General features: G+C 59.0%; 11 protein-coding genes and 1 pseudogene. 8 read left to right on the top strand and 4 right to left on the bottom strand.

All coding sequences use genetic code 11. The annotated features are described in order from the left end of the window. Positions 1–108: 108 nt before the first annotated feature. Complete coding sequence (locus VNZ93_RS03715; RefSeq protein WP_325700274.1) at positions 109–2,181, bottom strand: phospholipase D-like domain-containing protein; 2,073 nt, start codon at positions 2,179–2,181, stop codon at positions 109–111. Positions 2,182–2,578: 397 nt separating this feature from the next. Between VNZ93_RS03715 and VNZ93_RS03710 the strand changes: the two are divergent. Then, a pseudogene (locus VNZ93_RS03710) lies at positions 2,579–2,773 on the top strand (hypothetical protein); the annotation flags it as partial. Positions 2,774–3,310: 537 nt separating this feature from the next. On the opposite strand, the gene VNZ93_RS03705 reads toward VNZ93_RS03710, so the two are convergent. Next, entirely contained in the window at positions 3,311–8,611 is a 5,301-nt protein-coding gene (locus VNZ93_RS03705; RefSeq protein ID WP_325700271.1) for an ATP-binding protein, read from the bottom strand. A 1,763-nt stretch (positions 8,612–10,374) separates the two neighbouring features. Here VNZ93_RS03705 and VNZ93_RS03700 point away from each other — a divergent pair. Continuing rightward, positions 10,375–12,612, top strand: coding sequence for a hypothetical protein (locus tag VNZ93_RS03700; RefSeq protein ID WP_325700268.1), 2,238 nt, complete (start codon positions 10,375–10,377; stop codon positions 12,610–12,612). Between the two features lie 394 nt (positions 12,613–13,006). Here the strand turns inward: VNZ93_RS03700 and VNZ93_RS03695 are convergent, their stop codons facing one another. Further along, complete coding sequence (locus tag VNZ93_RS03695) at positions 13,007–13,357, bottom strand: helix-turn-helix transcriptional regulator (protein ID WP_325700265.1); 351 nt, start codon at positions 13,355–13,357, stop codon at positions 13,007–13,009. Between the two features lie 192 nt (positions 13,358–13,549). Here VNZ93_RS03695 and VNZ93_RS03690 point away from each other — a divergent pair, with 192 nt between their 5' ends. Both VNZ93_RS03690 and VNZ93_RS03685 read left to right on the top strand, forming a co-directional pair. Then, positions 13,550–13,801: a helix-turn-helix transcriptional regulator gene (locus VNZ93_RS03690; RefSeq protein ID WP_325700262.1), complete on the top strand. Its 252-nt coding sequence runs from the start codon at positions 13,550–13,552 to the stop codon at positions 13,799–13,801. Continuing rightward, positions 13,801–15,108: a type II toxin-antitoxin system HipA family toxin gene (locus VNZ93_RS03685; protein ID WP_325700259.1), complete on the top strand. Its 1,308-nt coding sequence runs from the start codon at positions 13,801–13,803 to the stop codon at positions 15,106–15,108. The genes VNZ93_RS03690 and VNZ93_RS03685 overlap by 1 nt, the downstream gene beginning before the upstream one ends. A gap of 418 nt (positions 15,109–15,526) precedes the next feature. On the opposite strand, the gene VNZ93_RS03680 is transcribed toward VNZ93_RS03685, so the two are convergent. After that, positions 15,527–15,817, bottom strand: a complete 291-nt coding sequence (locus tag VNZ93_RS03680) for a hypothetical protein (RefSeq protein ID WP_325700256.1) — start codon at positions 15,815–15,817, stop codon at positions 15,527–15,529. A 246-nt stretch (positions 15,818–16,063) separates the two neighbouring features. On the opposite strand from VNZ93_RS03680, the gene VNZ93_RS03675 reads away from it, so the two are divergent. From VNZ93_RS03675 to VNZ93_RS03660, 4 genes are all read left to right on the top strand, one after another. After that, on the top strand, positions 16,064–16,444 hold the full coding sequence (locus VNZ93_RS03675) for a hypothetical protein (RefSeq protein ID WP_325700253.1): 381 nt from the start codon (positions 16,064–16,066) through the stop codon (positions 16,442–16,444). 93 nt (positions 16,445–16,537) lie between these two features. After that, positions 16,538–17,032, top strand: a complete 495-nt coding sequence (locus VNZ93_RS03670; protein ID WP_325700250.1) for a hypothetical protein — start codon at positions 16,538–16,540, stop codon at positions 17,030–17,032. 330 nt (positions 17,033–17,362) lie between these two features. Then, positions 17,363–18,307, top strand: a complete 945-nt coding sequence (locus VNZ93_RS03665; protein ID WP_414709978.1) for an ABC transporter substrate-binding protein — start codon at positions 17,363–17,365, stop codon at positions 18,305–18,307. A 51-nt stretch (positions 18,308–18,358) separates the two neighbouring features. After that, positions 18,359–19,369 (top strand): cobalamin-independent methionine synthase II family protein, encoded by a 1,011-nt coding sequence (locus tag VNZ93_RS03660; protein ID WP_325700244.1) that lies wholly within the window; start codon positions 18,359–18,361, stop codon positions 19,367–19,369. Positions 19,370–19,591: the final 222 nt, after the last annotated feature.

Raw genomic sequence — 19,591 nt, 5'->3', positions numbered from 1 at the left:
GCAAATCACAAGCCACGCCAGTAGGGAGCAAAAACTGAACAATCGCGAGCCAATCATAACTTTCCCCGAAGCAATGAAATGAAAGCATCGATCCTACCACTCGTCCCGTCAGCCCGTGAAATATCGCGACATGCGGTGTGACGATTTCTGTTGCCAGGTGTCAGTGGTGTCGAGAAAGCCGACCCAGCCCTGCTTCTCCTTGCCGGTGCTCGTCTTGCCCTTCTTCGGCTTCTTGCCGGCGTTCACTTCCGCCTCAACGGCACGGAAGCGATAGTGATCGTAGACATCGAGCACATGCACCGCATAGGCCTCGGCCAGTGCCCGATGCCCTCGCACGATGGTCAGATTTTCGTCGTTCGAGTATGAGGCCTTGTATCCGAGATTGTGGCTGCCGAATGCAACGACGCAGTTGTCCGGATCGAGCGGATCAAGGACAAGAATCTTATCGTGAATGATCGCGCGGCCCACCGTCAATTTCTCCACGAGCCGGAAGTCGCCAAGCTCTCTGCCGATTTCCTTGTCGGTGAGCGCGGTTGCGCGCACGACCGAGACGCCCCCTTGCTGAAACACATGAGGCGAGGAGGCCGGAATCTTTGCGCCCGTTTCGGTTTTGCGGCTCGCCTCATAACCCCACATCGCTTGCGTGTCCGAAATCGCGCCAACGACGTTGAGCGACGTATCCTTGATGCCAAGATCGACGGCTTCCGCGACGATCGAGTTGGCGCCGCCGCGCGAGGGCATGAACACCAGGAAGAATATCGCCTTCCGCGCCTTGCGCATCAGCGAAAACAGGCGATCGAGGTCGGGCGGGGGCGGCGGTGGCCGCTTTACGGTCTTGGCCGGCGGCTGCGCCTTGCCCGGCATGTTCGGCGAGAACCAGCATTCGAATGTGCCGCCCCCGGTCAGCTTCCCCGTCACGGCGCTACGATTGTCGGACTTGAGTTCGTCGCTTTGATTGGCGCCGGTTGCCTTCGCGCTCAGCGGCTTGGGAATCGGCAGGGCGTCCTTGTGCAGGCGCTGCCAGTAGGCCAGGAACGCGGCCGCGATCTGCTCGTCGTCGATGCGGATGCAGTTGTTGCTCTGGCCGGCGACCCCGGACCAGGTCCAGTTCGTCGAGCCCGTGAGGACCGATTTCGCGACGCCAGCGTCGTCGACATACACGATGAACTTGTTGTGGCCGATGTGACCCGAGCCATTGAACATCCGGTGCTGCAGTGTAAAGGCGGTGTCACGCTTCCTGGCAAGCTGTTGCAGGCGACGGCGCGCTGCGGCGTTGCGGGTATCGTAAAGAGTGACTTTCTTGCTTTTCCTGGTTGCAGCCTTTTTCTTTGCCGCAGCGGATGTCGCCCTTTTCTTCTTTGCGGCCGGGCGTTCGTCCTCATCCTTGCCGGACCCACTGCCGGCATCGGATAAGATCAAATCAAGACGCTCCGCATGGGCAACAAGGAATTCCTCGAGCTGTTCGTCCTCAAGTTCGTAGAGAGCGGCATGAAAGCGACCGCCAGGTTGCGCAAAGAAATTCTTGATGAGGGGGAGCGTTTCGCCGGCCAGATAATTGCGTAGAAAGTCGCCCGGCTGCCTCAGCCGATCCTCCAATTCACCGGGCGTAATCTTGCCATCCTCCTCGAGGATGCGCACGATGAACTGCGTTGATAGGATGCCGTTAGTGAATGTCGACGTGAACGGCTTGCGATCAGCCGGCACGTCCATGACATTGGTGCGAAATTCGGGGGTCAAATAGCCGAGCGCGATGGGATCGCCCTCGTAAGTGTGTTGAATCTGCCGTTTCGAGTTGCGGTCGAAATGGCTTTCCGGCACCGCTTCAACTTTCTCTAGGCCATCACGGAAATGGCCAACGGCGCGAATGCAATAGCGCACCTTCAATTTCTGCTCACGCCGTTCGAGCGCACTCCGGCGTTTGCGGAGTGTCAGATCGCGCCAATTGAATTTCTGAACCGGCCACACCGTGGTGTTCTGCGCCAACCCATCCGGATTATGCTGTCCCTTGAAGGCGACATAAGCGGCGAGCGGCTTTGCCTCGATCACGTCGCCGGCCGCGTTGAGGAATTCGCGCACGATGTTGAAGCCGAGGCATCCGGGAATAACCGGACCGTCAATCTCCCAGGCAATGTAAGCCACTTCGTTGTTCGAAAATGCCGTTGCGCTTATGATTGCGGCCATGGTGATGCCCCCCGACACCAGGTTGACCAAAATAAGCCAGCTACAATGTAAATATGCTATCGTGCAAAATGCGACTGCGCTAGCGAACTTTCGACCGCTGTGGTGGCCCAGGTTATGCGCGATCTAGGGTGCGCTCCAAAGTCATGACCGGCTTAAGCGTCTGAAAGAAAACCCGACTTGCCTCAAGCTGCAAACGCCGAGGCGGCTTCGACTAAGATTTTCTCACCGCCATCTTTCTTCTACGGTCTCGGTGCGGACATCTGAATTATTGGCCAATTCCGATAAAGGCCAATTATCGGAATTGGGTCATAATTTTCGTATGGCAGACTTGGCGCGCAGTCCAAAGCAGATCGGCAACCTCATTCGCCGCACACGTAAGTAGAGTGGATGGAGCCAGACGCATCTCGCTGATAGGGCGGGTTTGCGCCAGGAAACGATCTCCTTACTTGAGACGGGTAATCCCGCCGCTATGCTGGACACGATCCTTGCTGTCCTCGCTGCGCTTGACCTTGAATTTCAGGTTGGGCCGCGATCGAAGAGTAGTGCATCGGTCATCGAGAAAATCTTTGATAGCGAATCGTTTAAGGCATAGGTGGTCAACCGCGCGTCAGCGCTCGTTTGCGAGTGATTGAGTGCTTCGCTCCGTATCGTTAGTTTGGCGACTGTCTTTGTCAGATACCGAAATGCCAAAATCAAAGAGCACACGAAAAATTTCAATGATTTCAGAAGCAAAAAGTTTTGACGGTCATGTGGACGGAATTGCAAGGCCTTGTTGGAAAGTTAGAGGCGCCGAATCAAGGCGTTATGTCTTTAAGCAATAATCGAGTGGGAGTAGGGGAGCGTAGCTTGGAGTACTTTATCGTAGGTTTTTCGCACGGAAAAACAGTAGCTTGTGTTATCCCATTCACTATCCAACCTACATCATTATTAATAAGCGCTCCGAGTTAGCCAACGCATTGAATTTTTGGCTGACTTTGGTGCACCAATTAGTGCACCGGATCTGCGAGTACCTTCGGGGACTTGAGCATTTATCGAATTCTCTGCTTGGCTCCGCAGCCAGAAGTTTGGTTGATTCTGGAGCAGGTTGGGGTAGGCCGCCACTCGACCACGCTAAGCTAGCTTGGCTGCATCAGGCGGACGTTCGGGATAATGCCAGCCTCACAATCTTCTCCTCGATTTCACGGGCTCGGGGAACGCCGGAGCGGATCAGCACATCGAGCGACCTGAGCAACTCTTGGACCCCGTCCAGAGCTACGACCGAAGCTTCGTCTGTCGCCAGCACCTGCTCGAGCCAACGGCAAACCCTGTCGCCGATACCCCATTCCGCCCAAAAATTGGCGTCGGCCCCGTAGGCCGAGCACCAGGCGGTTACTGTTTCAGCGACGGCTGGCAACAGCGAAATCGTCGGAGATGATTCAACGAGATTGAGAAACAGGTTCGCCACATATACGGAGGTGCCGGCATCCTTTGCCATGCTAGCAAGTGTCGGGAACGTGGCCTGCAAGCCGGGCCACCGCTCAGGAAGGAGAGGTCGCGTTGGCCTTCCCCAATGCGATCCGTGATAAAACATCGCGTGGACGGCATCGCCGAAGTGGCTTTCGACAGTCGTTCCCTTTTCCCGGGCGGCGCGCTTGAACCCCCAGCCTTGCCGCATGCGATCAGAAACCAATCTGCGTACTGCCGCCGGGTCTTCGGGATCGCTCGTGTTGATGGCCAGGGTTGCGCGGTCAAAGCCGCGCAGGAATCCTGCCGCCGCTTCGTGAAACGCATCGTCCTTGAACCGACAAATCGGTTCTAGGAACGACGTCTTCACCTGTGCGTGGGGCAGGCCGACGCAAAGGACACCCACAAAATCGAAAAAATGCGTGTTCCATGTAGTTGGGCGATGATCATGTTGACGGTCGTTGACACCTTGCGGGCCGTTCGCCTCGGAGGTCCATTTCATCATGTACTCGCTCAGGTCCACCAGCCAATCGGGTGGGCTTCCAGCCGTCAGCGGCACAAGGTGGCCGAACAGGTTACCCATCGGATGCTCGTCCACAAACAGTTCGGGAATATGCCTATCCTCGTCCTCTAGCTCATCGCCAGACCAACCGCCGATCCGGATGCCGCGACGCGGCCGCGATAGCCAAGGAGGCATTTCCGGCCAAGGCGGTTCATTTTCGCCGCCATTCAGCCAGGATATTTCGGCGGTGATTGCAACTTCGATCCGGTCCTCCTGCTGCTTTCTGATCCGCTCCTTTGCTTCCGGGCTTTCGCCCCGGCGCGCATAAATTGAGCGGGCCATCACGATGCGGGCGAATGACCGGACGAGGCCCGGGTCGTGCTGATGGAAGCGGACGAATTGCTGTCCGAAGGCGTTCAGCACCGCACCATGCTGATGCGTGGTCAGGCGGAGCAGTGCGTCTCGCGTCGCCGCGTCCTGGTCCCTGAAATAAAGGGCGATGAGGCCAACCGCGGCGATGGCCCGCGTGCTGTACTCGATCTGGTCGTTGCCGCGATACTCCGTGTCATCATCTTTTGTTGCCGCATGCAGCAGCAGAGGTTGAGCCCAAGCCAGGATCTGTTTCCGATCTGCACCTTCGTAGTCTCGCGCCGACAACGCCGCGGCCATGATCATGGCGCGCCGGTCGCATTCCCTATTGAATGCTTCGTCCCTGTCCTCTTCGCCGCCGTTCGGCGCCGGTTGCGGATCGGTAGGCTGCGTTTGTGCCCAATAGATCCCCTGGGTCACGATCTCTGGCGTCGATTTCGCGGGATCAAGCAGCGCGGCCTGTAACCGCAGTCGCAGCGCTAAGTGCTGCATGTGCGCATCGGATTCTGCCTTCGCGGCATCGAGGCGCGCTTGTTCCTCGGGCGCCGGCCTGTACTGATGCGCTTCGGCCTGCGTCCCATCTGCCAAGGTTACATTGGTCAGGATCCAGTTCGCAGGATCAGTCATGTGCACGGCGCGATCGGCCGTTGCCCGCAACCCGTTGATGGGATCGCCATCGTCAGGCAGCGCAGCGATGCGATTGCGCGCTTGTTCCAAGGTGCTGCGGAGTTCGGCAAGCCGCTCCGGCGGGGCTCGAAACACGTAGTGGCCGATTTTGTCGGAAAGGCGCGTGTGCCGCGAGGGCCGCGCATCAAGATCGGCCCGCTTGACGCGCCAGCTTGCCGGTTCGGTTTCAAATGCGAGATGCCGGTCTGCGCCTGCCGCATGATGGTTGAAACGGGCATCTTCGAATTGAATGAGTTCGGGGGTTGCCACCAAAGGCCACGCGGTGTCCTTGGCCGCTGACCAGTGGGAGAGCACAAGATCGACGCCGACGGCTAGAAACGCCACACTCGATCCATCGGCGCTGGCTACATCGTCGAGAACTTCTGCAAAAGGACGGCCGGCTTCGATTTGCCGGTGCGCCCACGCCTCAAGCGCCAGGAGAGCCGATCCCACAATAACGGACGGGCCGTTGCCACGGGCCCATTGATAGGTGCCATAGCCACCCTGAAACGTCTTGGGGCCGCCCGGAAATGGAACAGTCACCGACGGAATTGTCTGCCCGGCCTCGTCATAGGCTTCGCGCCGCCATCGCATCGCGTGTTCGACCAGGCCGCGGACCAGCCCCAACCCTTCGGCGGGTGCATGTTCCAGCAATTCGAAGAACGGTCCTTGTCCTGGCGACACTGGGGAAAACAGTGTGTCGTGTACGCCGAACGGCCCAAAGCGGTCAGCCCTGCGCCTGTAGAGGTCGTCCGGGTCCGCCTTCTCTATCAGTGCGGCAAGCGCGAAGGTCGCCAGTGCCCCGGGCGCTGCTTTGACGAGTTGGCCCGGCGCCCGAAGAATGTCACGCATCTCATGATGCCTGACTGTATCGGGATCGAGGCCAGAGACATACTGTTGGGCGGCAGCCGGGTTGAGGTGAGCGAACGCAAAGAACGTCACGCGGATATCGTCCCGCACTGTCCGCATATGCGGAAAATTGAGATCGACCTCCGGCAGTTCGCTGGCATCTCGCACCATGACGGGGCGCATCGCATCTTCGATCCGCGCCAGCCACGCGCCGAGTAGGGCGACGATGCGGGCGTTGACCGGCAGGAGTTCAGTTTGCGCTTGTGCGGCGAGAAGCCAGAGCTGGAACAGCTTGGCGAGGTCGGGGATGAGCGCGCTCGGAATCATGGCAATGTGCCTTACAGCCCACATTACCAGCCAGCTCCAGCCGTGGCCTTTGGGCAACCTCAAGGTGTTTGCCCGATCGGGAACTTCAACATTGGGTTGAAGCGCCGCCATACGCTTTGCCAGCGGTTCAGATTCAACCGCGATCATCAGCTTGATGACCTCACCGAGACGGCGGCCATCGTTCTCCAGCAAAACGCCTTGCAGCCTCTCGAACAGGTCGAACGCATGTTCCGAACGCGGCAGCGCAAGCAACACAGGACGCCCCCAGCTTCCATGACACCTCTCGCGCTCGATCAGACGAAGGAAGTCCGCCCAGCGCCCACCTGTCGGATCACCCTCAATGGCGAGACGAGCCGCGATTTCCACAGCGCGTGACAGACCGCCGGGCAGCGGCTGGCTCATGTCAATGACGGCAAACCGCTCTGGTTCTTCGTCAAGAAGAAATCCAATCGTCCAGTCACGTAACACATCGTGCCGGAACGCGACCGTCGAGCCCGGCCGATCTTCGCGCAAGCTGTCAAGACGCAGCAATGACGCGATCGCGTCGGAGTCGTGTGCGTCGCTCTTAAATGCTGCCCGGCCGGGATGCGCGATCACCTCGGCTCCCAGAGCGCGAAGAACCTTCAAGCGCACGAACTTGCCGTCTTCGGAGCGGCCGCCACCGTAGCGCCACCAAGTGCGTGCCAGATCGATTTCGCTGGCGATACCGATGCCCGCCTGATCTTGCCCCGATATGAGTTCGGCCATGCGCGAAAGATAGAAGAGGTTACGGGCGATGCCCCGTGCCGGATGGGAATTGCCAAGCAGCACAGCGAGAGTAGGGTTTCCGGCAGCCAGCAAGGCGGTTTCTGCGTCGTCGATCTCCGCAACATCGAGTGTCGCCATCGTATCCTTGAGGCCGTCCGGCACCCTGGTCTTCCAGTCGCCGGTGCCGGTGCGGACCGTTACGGCTACGCGCCAGCCCGGATTTGCAAGGACTCCTTGCAGCAGGTCCGCCACCGTTGCCCATTCGCGCGGATCGTCGATCTGGTCGATGTTGTCCACGAACAGTGTAGCGCCGCCTCCGCAGCCAAGCTCTGTAAACAACTCATCGCGCGTAACCGGGCAGCCGATTGCATGTGCCAGTTGGAGCCAGCCCCCTGGTACGATACGGCCCGGTCCTTGGACGACAATCGTGCCCTCAGGCTGAGCATGCTCGGCAAGCCCTTTCAGCACTGCCGACTTGCCGACGCCGCCTTCGCCAAGAAGCACCACCATCTTGGCTTGATCGAAAGCAAGATGGGCTTGCTCGATAAGTTCGGTGCGGGAGAGTCGCACACCGCCAACCTGGTCCTTGATGTCGTTCAGTGCATGCCGCGCATCTTCGGCGAGCCGCGCATGCACCGGCCGCAAATCTGCGCGCGGTTCAAAGCGGAATCCATGCTTCTCTCCCAGCGATTGCACCAGCCCTGCATGGTTCGCATCACCCGCCGCCGTAGCTATAGTTTCTGCTTCAATCGCCAGCAGTGGCCAGAGCTCGACGGCGCGCGCGGCCTGATTGGGCGCAAGCACCATGCGCGCTCGTTCGCGGGCACGATGGTTGTAGTCCGAACCCGGTGCCTCGAAGTCGAAAACAAGAATCTGAAATCGTCTCAGCAGCCGCCAGACGGTCGTGTCATCTGTCGGGGCGCCTGCGGAAGCCAAATGCCCGCGAAAAGCGGCAACAAAATCCCGCATTCCCCTCGATGAGAATCCTTCACGGCCAATATGAGCGGCAAAATCTTCCGCCGTAGTAAGCTGTCGGGCCCAGTGAAGGACTTCTTGGCAAGCGCGCTCAATGCGTGTCGAACTTCGCGAGATTGCAACGGCCAGTTCATAGCGCGTCGTGTCGAACTCGGGCTTTTGCGCGCTCTGCCACATCCGCCGCACCACGTCGGCGAACTCGGCATCAGACGCAGTGAAATCCATCGTGCGCTTTGCCTGAATCTCAAGCAGCGCCGGCGTGCCGTCGGCGTTGACCGCATGAACGATGATGTCATCGAAAGGCCGCCCATCGACCGCACGCTGGAACTGGACGCGCCGAATAGCCGCGCCCGCGAGACCGCGGGGCTCCCCGGACGATAGCACCGCGAGCAGATAGAACGCGCCGACCCTGGCTTCGAAGCGGGCACCGGCGTTGGCGGTCGCCGCGGGCGGCGCGACCTGTGGACGATCTGGACCATTTTGGGGCATGGCAGCATATTGTTCTGGATTTGTTCGGCGCGCAATGGATAGTTTCAAGCAGAGCGACCCCATTCATGGTCGTCCTTTGTCACATTGCTCGTCAAAGTAGAAATCGGCCCCATTTCCCAAAAGCGTTATGAATCAGACCGCAGATGCCGAAGACTTATGGAAGCGCAGCCGCTCGGGCGCCCGGGCTGGCCGAGGCTTTCGGTTTCAGGATGCTGCCGCGACTGCCGCGGCGGTTTTGTGCTGGGCAGGCCGCATTGGTGGCAATGCGGTAGTGCCTGAAAGCTTCGACGATTTTACGATCGAGACGACCGATCACGCCGTCTATGTCCAGACGAAGTCGAAGGCAAGCACTGAGCGCGGGTTCTCCGCAGCGGAGATCGCTGAGATCCTGTCAACGCCGCCAACCTCTTTTCTTACTGCCGAGCCAGCAAAAGCGACTCGGTTCGTTCTGATCGACAGGCCTTTTGACGGGCTGTCATTTGAAAATTGGGGCCAACGAATTGGAAGCAACCTAGACCTTGCCAGAAGATTTAAGCCAGTCGTAACGGCAATCCTGGGTGACGAAGCAGAGACGGACCGGATTCTATCGCGAAGCGGACTTATCACTTGGCAATCGCCTGCAGAGCTTGCCGCTAGCGTGATCGCCGAAAGAAGGAATGTGCCATTGGGCGCGGCCAAGTGCTGTGTTCACAGCCTCATTGCGCTTATGGGCACGCGAACCGACATCAATGCGTCCACCACGTTTGAACATCGCTCCAAATTGACGGTAGGTGAGGTCGATAAGGAAATTGAAGCTGTTCTATCGCTGGTCGACTGGAATGCCGTTGAGTCGGCTTTCCGCAAGGGCATCGCGGAGCATATCGATTTTGGGAGTCCGCTACCGGAGTCCGCATACTACCTCGGAGTTGCAACGCAAGCCGGTCACGTGGCGGCGGGTCTCACATTTCCGCGCGACGCCATAGTGAGCGAGATCATAGAATCGCTCTTTCATAACCGTCGTGTGCTTGTTACCGGCCCATCGGGAGCTGGGAAAAGCGCTGTCGCATTTTTGGCAGCATTTGAGACGCGCCATGCCTTTCGCTGGATACAATTGAAAAGGTCTGCGTCCGAAGATTATGAAAGCTTGCGCCGATGCCTGATTGCCCAGGCCCCGACTGCTGTCAGTCCGGTAGTGCTGTACTTGGATGATGCGGGAAGCGGAGACGGTCCGCCCTGGCAATTCGCGCTTGAGGTAAGCCTTTCTATATCGTTTGTTTTTGTCGTCGCTACTGCGCGAGAGGAAAACCTCGCCATTTTGCAAGGGACCGAACAGTTCACCAAAATTCGTCCGGAGCTGGACGCCCCGTTTGCAGAAAAGATGTGGCAGCAACTTAGGGAGGATGGCGCCACAGCCTGGGTATCGTGGCGGGAGCCGCTTGAGCGTTCCCAAGCGCTGTTACTGGAATATGCGCATATTCTGACGCAGGGACGGCGGCTGCAGGAAGTCGTTTCAGATCAAGTGCGGCAACGTCTGAACGAGAAGCGTGATAATGAGTTTGAAGTGCTGAGGCTCACAAGCGCCGCTGCGTCACTTGGAGCGAGTGTCAGCACCGCGCTGCTTGCGAGTCATCTGAAACTGACGCCAGCCGAGTGCGCGAGAGCGCTACAACGTTTGATCGACGAACATCTCATTCGTCGTGCGGGAGAAGATGACGTTCTCGGTTTGCATGAGCTTCGGTCACAATGCATCTTTGACGCCTGTATCGCGTTGGTGCCCGGCGCCGCGGCGGATGCGCGTCGTGAGGTCTTGTCGGTCGTCAGTGCGGAGGGGGGAGGGGCTACGGATTTTGACAGCCGCCGCGATGCGTCTCGGGCAACTTGCGGAAGCCGACATTGTTTCAGCCGCAGTGAACAGGCTAAAAAAGAACCGCGAGCCCGCTGTTTTGATCGGCGCGCTCGAGGGACTCAAGCTGTCCGCACTTGATCGTGATGCCGAAGCGTTCAAGAGGATCGCCGATAAACACGGCATTGCGGCGCGATTCTACTTTTTGATTTCGATCGTGATGTTGCTCGGTGATGAAAAGTACACAGGAAGCAAGCTAGAAGTGCTTGCGAAGGTTCGTGATGAATTTTTTGCTCAGCGTGGAAAAGATTTTAGAAAGGAGCTCCTCGCTGCAATCGATGATGAGCTCTTTGGAGAGATCGTTGCGCATATTAAATCGTTTCAATCGACTTTCGTATTCTTGCGTTCGATGGCGGGCTTGGAACTTGGAACTAAGCTGTCCAGACTAACTGCTCTCTCGGCGACGCTGGATGGTGTGGCTTCATCCGAACTCGCATCCGCGCTCATGATTGCGGAAGATATCTCCTTAGATTTGGTCCGGGTGCTGGTTTCCGATCTCGGTGGGCCCGAAAGCCTCATGGGCAAACATTGGAGAGAAACGCCTTGGGCGCTTCAACCCACGATAACGCAAGGCGACGATGGTGAGGTTGAGGTCCATGCTGATATCCTTGCCGTTGAGGGGGAACTGACGAGGAAGCCGGACTCCATCGTCTTCGACTACGCGGCTCGGATGCTTGCGTTTTTTCCAGACGCCCAGCGCATAACGTCCCGACCGGTCCAAGTGACTGGGCTGCCGATCACAATTAATGGCTTCAGCCAGGGTGTAAAAAGCTTTCCTCGGCGCAATAGCTCAAGCCAAGCGACGATCACTTGGAACCGACTTCTGCTCTACGCCGTCGCCTTGCGGTACGAGTCCGGGTCGACAACCGACGTCATGCAGCGGCGTAAAGAAAGCTTGGAGATTGCTGCTACCCGATTGGTATTGCATGCCGATCGGCGATGCCGCGGGCAACGTCTTACATCGCGCCAGGAGGCAGAATTACAGGCACTTGACCTCCTGCAAGATTTCTTTCCGCGCCTTCCTATGGACAAGCCAGAAATTGCGCTTGGTTTGAATAAGAATCCAGAATTCTCTGATCCGAGTAGCGATCTTATCGCCGATATCGCTTCGGCCTGTCGTCGCATATATGACGGCTCTGTTGATGGATGTCTGCTCGCGTCCGATATGGAGGGCATCGCCAAAGGCGCTAAGACCAGTCAGGAAGACAAGCGCTGGTCTTACATTGGTGGCGCGCCTGATGACGCTCTGATTCAGATTGAAGAGACGGCAAGCGGGCTTCGTGAAGTGTTTCACGCTGTCAGCAAGCAGGGCGGTGTTCCATCATCACTCGTTATGATGCCTTCGCATCAGATGTGGGGAAAAGGAACGGGATTGAATAGAGCGCGTGAGAGGGCCAAGACACAACACCAGCGAAAGCTCGCCGAATTGAAGCAGCGTCTCGACGCCGCTCTCTCCGCAGAGGGGACGAAAGTGCGTACCACATGTGATCCATCAATTGAGGACAAGAAGAGGGGATGGCCGGATTGCGATGTTTGTGTGCTTGTCGAATGTCAGACCTACTTGGAGTTTCTACAGTGGCTCGATGGACATGCAGCGAGACTGCAATCTGAGAGTCAGCACCTGAACTCCCTGATGGTTGCTCCGGTGATGAAGGGGAGGGTCTCAGTGTCTTGCGCGCTGCATGTTATGTCCTCGGTGGGTGTTTTGCCCGCTCCCGAATTTGAGGCGAGATGGAGTAATAGGATTAAGGGAGTATTTTTCGACCAAGGAGCGGCGATACGGGCATTTGACGAAGCGTTTGGGAACATGCTGTCGTTCTATGCGGCGCGTGAATTGCTGAGTGGAAAAGTGTTGCATGATGTCGAGCAGGCCCACATCGAGCGTGCCGGAGAATTGACAACGCAGGCCTCTGATCGATTTCAGTCAATAATTTCCGACAGACCGACTGAGTTGGGCGCCCTCAGTGCCAAATTTCTGAGCGATTTGAATGGTGCGTTCGCTACGGACGACAAACCTGCAGATGCAAGGCCCGCTGTCGAACTTGCGCGGCAACTGTTTTCGGGGCTTGGAGACAATCAGCAGAACGCGACGCCAACGGATATCCAAAGCGCGATCCTTGGAGTTCGCATGGCTCTCATAGAGTTTCATATGATGGCGACTGGCCCAATCGGTGTCGGTTAACGCCAGGGCGCCAAGCCGTTAGTCTGGCTCGCGTTATTGAGCTTAGGAATATCGTTCGCAACCGTTGATAGGTTTGCTCTCCTAGAATAGGCGGAATGTGTCTCATGGCATTCCGTCCCAATCTCGTGCAACACCTGCGGCAAGGTGGAATCTGGCGGCTTGAATAGCAGGGGAAGCCAACGTCAACCGTCACGCGGCAAGGCCAATAGGTAACTTTGACGAAGGTGCGCCAAATGATGCACGGCGCGCTTCAAGATTGTTCGCTCCGGGCTCGATTTGTGCGGCGACGGCTTTCTTTTGTTCGCGAATGCCAAATCTTGCAAATTAAGTCGATGTCGTCGCCCACGTTGAGAGCTATCGCGCCGCATGGCACGATAGCTCAGTCGACGTAGGCTCAGCGTTCCTTCATTGGGCGTGTCTTGCGCAGGCGGATGTCAGGCGCTGGCGCCTTCCTGATGTGTCCGGCATCGCTGTCTGCACGGCGCTGTCTCAGCCAGGCCTCGACCTCGCCGAGATCCCACACTACGCATCGCGACGAGAGATAGAAGCGGCGTGGAAACTCACCTCGCTGCTCCATCTCATAGATGGAGCTGTCAGCGATTGGCACGATCAGTCTAAGCTTCGGTCGTCGGATCACGCGCGGCAGGCCCATCGCTTTGGTCGACATAAGAGCGCGGCCGATCGAAGTGTGGTCCTCACTTTTGGCGAGCGGTGTTGGTAGCATACGAGTTGGTTTCTTAGTCATGGATATCCTCCATATGAGTGGAGGGTGCAGGAATAGACAGGGGTAGGGGCGGTTTGATGAGTCCATGGAGGGTGGATCAGTTGATTATGTGTTAATTCACATAAGCTGTATTTATGACATCCAACACATAGAACGCTATTATTAGCCAATTACGATATTGACGAATTATCGGAATTGGACCATAGTCGAGCTATGGCAGACTTGGCGCGCAGTCCAAAGCAGGTCGGCAACCTCATCCGCCGCGCACGCAGGCAGTGGGGATGGAGCCAGACGCAGCTCGGCGAGAGGGCGGGTCTCCGTCAGGAAACAGTCTCCTTAATCGAAAGCGGCAATCCCGCCACCAGGCTGGACACGATCCTTGCGGTGCTTGCCGCGCTCGACCTTGAATTCCAGATCGGACCACGATCGAAGGGCAGGGCGGCCGCTATCGAGGATATCTTCTGATGGCGCGCCGCCGGCAGCATGTGCCGTTGCACGTCTATCTCAACAACCGCCTGGTTGGTCATCTTCTCAAGGAGCCGGGCGGCGCGATCAGCTTTCAATATGACGAAAGCTGGCTTGGGTGGGAGAGCGCCATCCCGGTCTCGCTTTCACTGCCGTTGCGGGAAGACGCCTGGCGTGGTGCTCCGGTCGTTGCGGTCTTCGAGAATTTGCTCCCTGATTCCGAACTGCTGCGCCGCCGCGTCGCCGAAAGGGTCGGCGCGGAAGGGAGCGACGCCTATAGTCTGCTCGCGGCCATCGGGCGGGACTGCGTCGGCGCCCTCCAGTTTGTTGCCGATGGAGTCGAGGAGCGTAGCAGCGGGATCGAGGGAGAGCCCATCGATGACACGGCGATCGAAAAGCTACTGCGGAACCTTGAGCTGGCGCCCCTTGGTCTCAACAGAGACGATGATTTCCGGATTTCCGTTGCCGGCGCGCAGGAAAAGACCGCTCTGCTGTGGGACGGCAAGCGCTGGCGCAGGCCTCTAGGGACGACGCCAACGACCCATATCCTCAAGCCTCAGATCGGTGAACTGCCGAACGGGATCGATCTGTCGAACAGCGTCGAGAATGAGTTCTATTGCCTGAGGCTGCTCGCAGCCTTTGGGCTTCCGGTCAATAATGTCGCTATCAAAACGTTCGGCAGGACTACGGCGCTGGTTATTGAGCGCTTCGACCGACGCTGGACGCGGGACGGACGCCTGTTGCGCCTGCCGCAGGAAGATTGCTGCCAAGCGCTGTCGGTTCCTCCGAGCAGGAAATATCAGAGCGACGGCGGGCCGGGGCTCGTGCAGGTCCTCGACCTCCTCAGGGGCAGCGACACGCCGGACGAGGATCGCAAGACCGTCCTCAAGGCCCAGATCATGTTCTGGCTCATCGGGGCGACCGATGGACACGCCAAGAACTTCAGCATCTTCCTCGGACCGGGCGGCACTTTCCGCCTGACGCCCCTCTATGACGTTCTGTCAGCCCAGCCGAGCCTCGACACCCGCCAGATCGAACGCAAGCAGATGAAGCTTGCCATGGCCGTTGGTGCGAAGAACCACTACAGGATTGATGGAATTCAAGGTCGGCATTTCTTCGAGACTGGACGAGCGGCGGGACTTTCGAAGCCAGCGGTGCAAACGGTGATTGACGAAATCGCTGCCACCGCAGGCGATACGCTGGAACGGTTGACAGGCGAGTTGCCCCCTCGGTTTCCCAAAGCGATTCATGCCTCTGTCAGCAAGGCTTTCATCACACGTCTTCGTGTTCTTTCAGCTGGAACATAAGGTACGCGTGAAGTCGGGAGTCTCCGCGTGGGCAAAACATCATCGCGGCAAACGATATGAGATAGGTTTCGAACGTCAGCGATAGTTGTGCAGATCAATGCAGGCGGCTTGTGATATCGGTGTTGACGGTCATTTTTGTCCTTCGGTGAAGTGCCGTTCCAGTTGTCGCGCGCCGTTTTCGTTCCTCGATCTGTCGATGGTTCACTCGATCGTTGTCGATAGATTCGGAAACGACGTTCAAAAGAAGATCGTGATTTTCTGTGGGAAAATCAGTGGCAAAATTTTTTAACGGATCGCTTTTCGGATTCGCAGACTGGATCAGAATCAATTGCGCTTAGACTTCAGCGCCCTATCCGGACAAAAAATAATCGAGTGGGAGTGAGCGCTTGATCCGGGAGCCTTGTATGGCAGGCGGCGCTTACAAGGTCGGCGACAGTCCCTCGATCACCGCCAGCAGCCAGCTTGCCGCCTGCAGGATGCCGAGCCGCTGCGTCAGCGATGAGCGCCGATAGGTTTCGTTGAGAAGTTTGGCCGCCCGCTTGCAGCCCGGGTGGCCGCGCGCTTCCTTGCTGATCAGCGTCAGCCGGTCGATGAGGACCTGACGCTGCCGCTCGAGCTCGTCATAACGTTTACGGAAGCCGGCGCCGGTGCGCAGCGCTGGTACGGCGGTCGGTGCCGTCGGGCCGGGGCGTTTACCGGATCTTGGCATTAAGCATCCGCGGTTGCGTGGCACATGGTTAAATCCAGGTTGCGCTAGGCCGTGGTCGCGAAAACAAAGCTGAGCCAAACCAAAACCGTTCCCGCGACGCCCGCCGCTGCGGCGGGAGGGGCTGCGCCCGCTGCGGCGGCGTGCTCCCGAAGTTAATGTTACCTCGCAATTCCTTTCGGCGTCGATGCTCAATGTCGACCGATATCGGCTAAAATGCCGTCGAATGGAGTGATACGCGAGATGTGTATGCGCAGAACCCTTGCCGCCGGTGTTCCGTTGCTGGCTGCCGTCCTTGCTATGGGCACGGCCGCGGCTGCGGATCTGAGCTGGAACGGCGGCTATGCCGGTGGTTACGGCAGCGCTGCAATCGTTCGCGGCGGCACCACCGATGTTTACGAGTTCGTCGGCCAAAGTCCGTTCTACGTCCGCCGCTGGTGGCGCGAACCGTGGGCGCATCGCCATTTTTATCCGGCCTCGGACCGCATTCCGGTGGTCGGACGGCGGGAAGTGCTGCCGAAACATCCGGCGCCGCCGCCGGAAGATTATTTTCGCTATTGGTCCACGCCGCCCGGCTACAGCGAGGAACCGCCGCGCATCATGCGCTTCGATCCCGGTGTGCCGAAATAGCCGCCGTGGGCGTGGATATGACTCTGAATCCAAGGACAAACACGCGCCTCGCGCCGAAAGCCGGGACGCATTTAAGGACCTCCGATGCCCAGCATGCGTAAACTGACCTTCGTCGCGACCCTTGCTGTCGCGACTCTTGCCGTCGCGTTCCTGACCGGCCTCGGCGGGGCCAGCGCGCAATATTATGAACCCGGCTATGCGCCGGGCTATCCGCAGCAGGGCCGCTATAACCGGGTGATCGTCACGCATGACGCCGTTCCGACCCATTACCGGGCGAGCGATGCCAGGCGGGCTTATCCTTACGTCCGGCCTTCGGTCGCGCCGCTGCCGTATCAGCCGGTGCCGGGCTATCGTTATCGTCGGACGAAGGGACATGCGGGGCGCGTTGTCGCGCCGTCTCACCGCGCAATCTATCGCTCTGCTCGCACAGTGCGCAGCAAGCGCGTTGCGCCAAGGCATGTAGTGGCGCCGCAGCGGCGCGCCAGCGGCAAGGTAAGCCGCGTCATCCGTGCGGAAGCCGAAGTTCGCATCATCGGCAACGACCAGATGAGCATCCGTCTGTTCCGCAAACGGCCGCACACGCGCTGACCGGACTTGTATTGGCCGGTCTTGCATTAACCGGACCTGCGCTGATCGGACTTGCGATGAATCCTGCGTGTCACGGCGGACCTCGGTCCGCCGTTTGCGTTTTGTGGGTAACGCAGATTTCTGTGTTTCCATAAGAGGGATGATGTTCGTCGTGCCTGCCTCGCCTTGACGAGCGGGAACACCGTCCATAGGGTTTAACCAAGCGGTTAAAAACGAAATGACGGAGGTTACCCCGTGGCATTTGCAGCATTTCGCGCAACCCTTCGCTGCTTCGCTCGAAACGCATTGAGACCCGGCGGCGCAGCGCTGCTTGCGGCGGCGGCGCTCGGCATGGGTGCCGTGTGGCCGGTGCAGGCTGCCGAGAAGGCGACGCTGCTGCTCAACTGGTATCCCTACAGCGAGCACGCGCCGTTTTTCCTTGGCAAGGAGCGCGGCTATTTCGCCGCCGAGGGCATCGACCTCGACATTCAGGAAGGGCGGGGCTCGGTATCCACCATCCAGGCCGTAGCAGGCGGAACGGCGGACTTCGGCTATGCCGACATTCCGACGATGATCAAGGCGGCAACGAAAGGTGCGCCGGTGATCAGCACCGGCGTGCTGCTGCAGAAGAGCCCGATGGCGGTCATCAGCCTTACCGAATACAACATCCGCAAGCCGCAGGATCTCAAGGGCAAGACCGTCGCCGTGACGCCGGGCGATGCGCCCTCGCAGGTCTGGCCGCTGTTCCTGAAAAAGGTCGGACTGACGGAAAGCGAGATGAACATCGTCGGCGGCGATGCGCAGACCAAGATCAATGCGGTGGTCAACGGCCGCGCCCACGCGATGCTCGGCTACCTCATGGATCAGAACATGAAAATCGAGGAGGCGTCGAAGAAGCCGACCTCCGTCATGCCGTTCTCCGACTACGGTCTCAATCTGATCAGTTCGGGTTTGCTCGTCAGCAAGGATACGGCGACGAAGCGCGCGGCGCTGGTTCGCGGTTTCATGAAGGCGGCGATCCGCTCGGTTCAGGAAACGGAAAAGGATCCGGAGGCGGCGATCGACGCGATGCTGCGCGCTTATCCGAAGGCCGGCCCTCGCGCTGCTCTGGTGGCGGGGCTGAAGCTGACGATCCCGCTCTATTACACCGACGAGACCAAGGGGCAGTCGCCGTTTCGCGTCAGCGACGCGAACTTCGCTGCCTCGGTCAACATGATGGTCGACTATCAGGCGATCGAGAAGGATGCGGCGGCCGATCCGAAGCGGTTCTACTCGCTCGATTTCCTGCCGAAGTAAGGCCGGCTCGACGCGATGCTGACGACACGTTGGAATTGGAGTGCATGACAAATGGCTGAAGCGCGTATCAAGACCACGACGGTCGGTTCCTATCCTCTTCCGGAATGGCTGGTCGCCAATCCGTCGGAACAGGCCGTCGCCGACGCAACGCGCGTCGTCATTGCCACGCAGGAGCGGGCGGGCATCGACCTCGTCTGCGACGGCGAACTGTCGCGCTTCGACGTCAACCACCCCGAGACCAACGGCATGATCGAATATTTCGTCGTGCCGCTGGGGGGCGTGCGCACGGAGATGACTTTCGAGGAAATTCTCGCCTATCGGCAAAATCAGGGAATGAAATTCCGGACCCGGCCGCCGGGCGTGGTGGACGGACCGATCACCTGCGGCACGCTCGATCTGCCCGCGGCCTGCCAGAAGTCGCGGATGCTGGCTTCGAAGCCGTTCAAGTTCACGCTGACCGGGCCGCATATGCTGGCGAAGACGCTGCTCGACAAGCATTACGGGGATATCGAACCGCTGGCGATGGCGATTGCTGACGCGCTGGCCGAGCAGGTCCGTCATATCGAGGCTGATGTCATCCAGGTCGACGAAGCCAATCTGCCCGGCCATCCCGAGGAATGGCGCTGGGCGGCGGCGGCGATGAACCGGGTGCTCGATGCGGTGAAGACGACGCCGGCGGTGCATCTGTGCTTCGGCAATTACGGCGGCCAGTCGATCCAGAAGGGCAGCTGGGATCAGTTGATGGCCTATCTCAACAGTCTGCATGTCGATCACATCGTCATGGAGAATTCGCACCGGCCGCCGGAGGAGCTGGCGGCGTTCCGCGAACTGCGCTCCGACATCGGCATGGGGCTGGGTGTCGTCGACATCAAGGCGACGGAGACGGAGAGCGCCGATGCCATCGCCCGCCAGATCGAACGCGCCGACAAGGTGCTCGGGCCGGGTCGCGTCCGCTATATCCATCCCGACTGCGGCTTCTGGATGCTCAAGCGCTCGATCGCCGACAGCAAGATCGCCGCGCTGGTGGCCGGCCGCGACCGCTACGAGGGCCGCGCGTCCTAGAGCACGCTCCTGAAAAAGCCGGCGCTCGGCTTTGCCCGGAGGCTGCGGTTTTCGCAGGCATGCGCATCGTTCTTTCCCGCTTGCAGGCATGCGTGATCGCCCCTGTTGTTTGACGGCGCGGGGGCGCCGGACGTTCTTTCTTTCCCCTCGGCAACAGCGAGGGGCGACGGAGCGCCTCGGGCGCAACGTCGTGGTTGTCCGCCGCCGCCTCGCGACGGCAAC

Origin of the sequence: Pseudorhodoplanes sp., from assembly GCF_035565795.1 — a bacterium.
Classification (GTDB): Bacteria; Pseudomonadota; Alphaproteobacteria; order Rhizobiales; family Xanthobacteraceae; genus Pseudorhodoplanes.
This window is presented reverse-complemented; position numbering and strand designations above follow the sequence as displayed.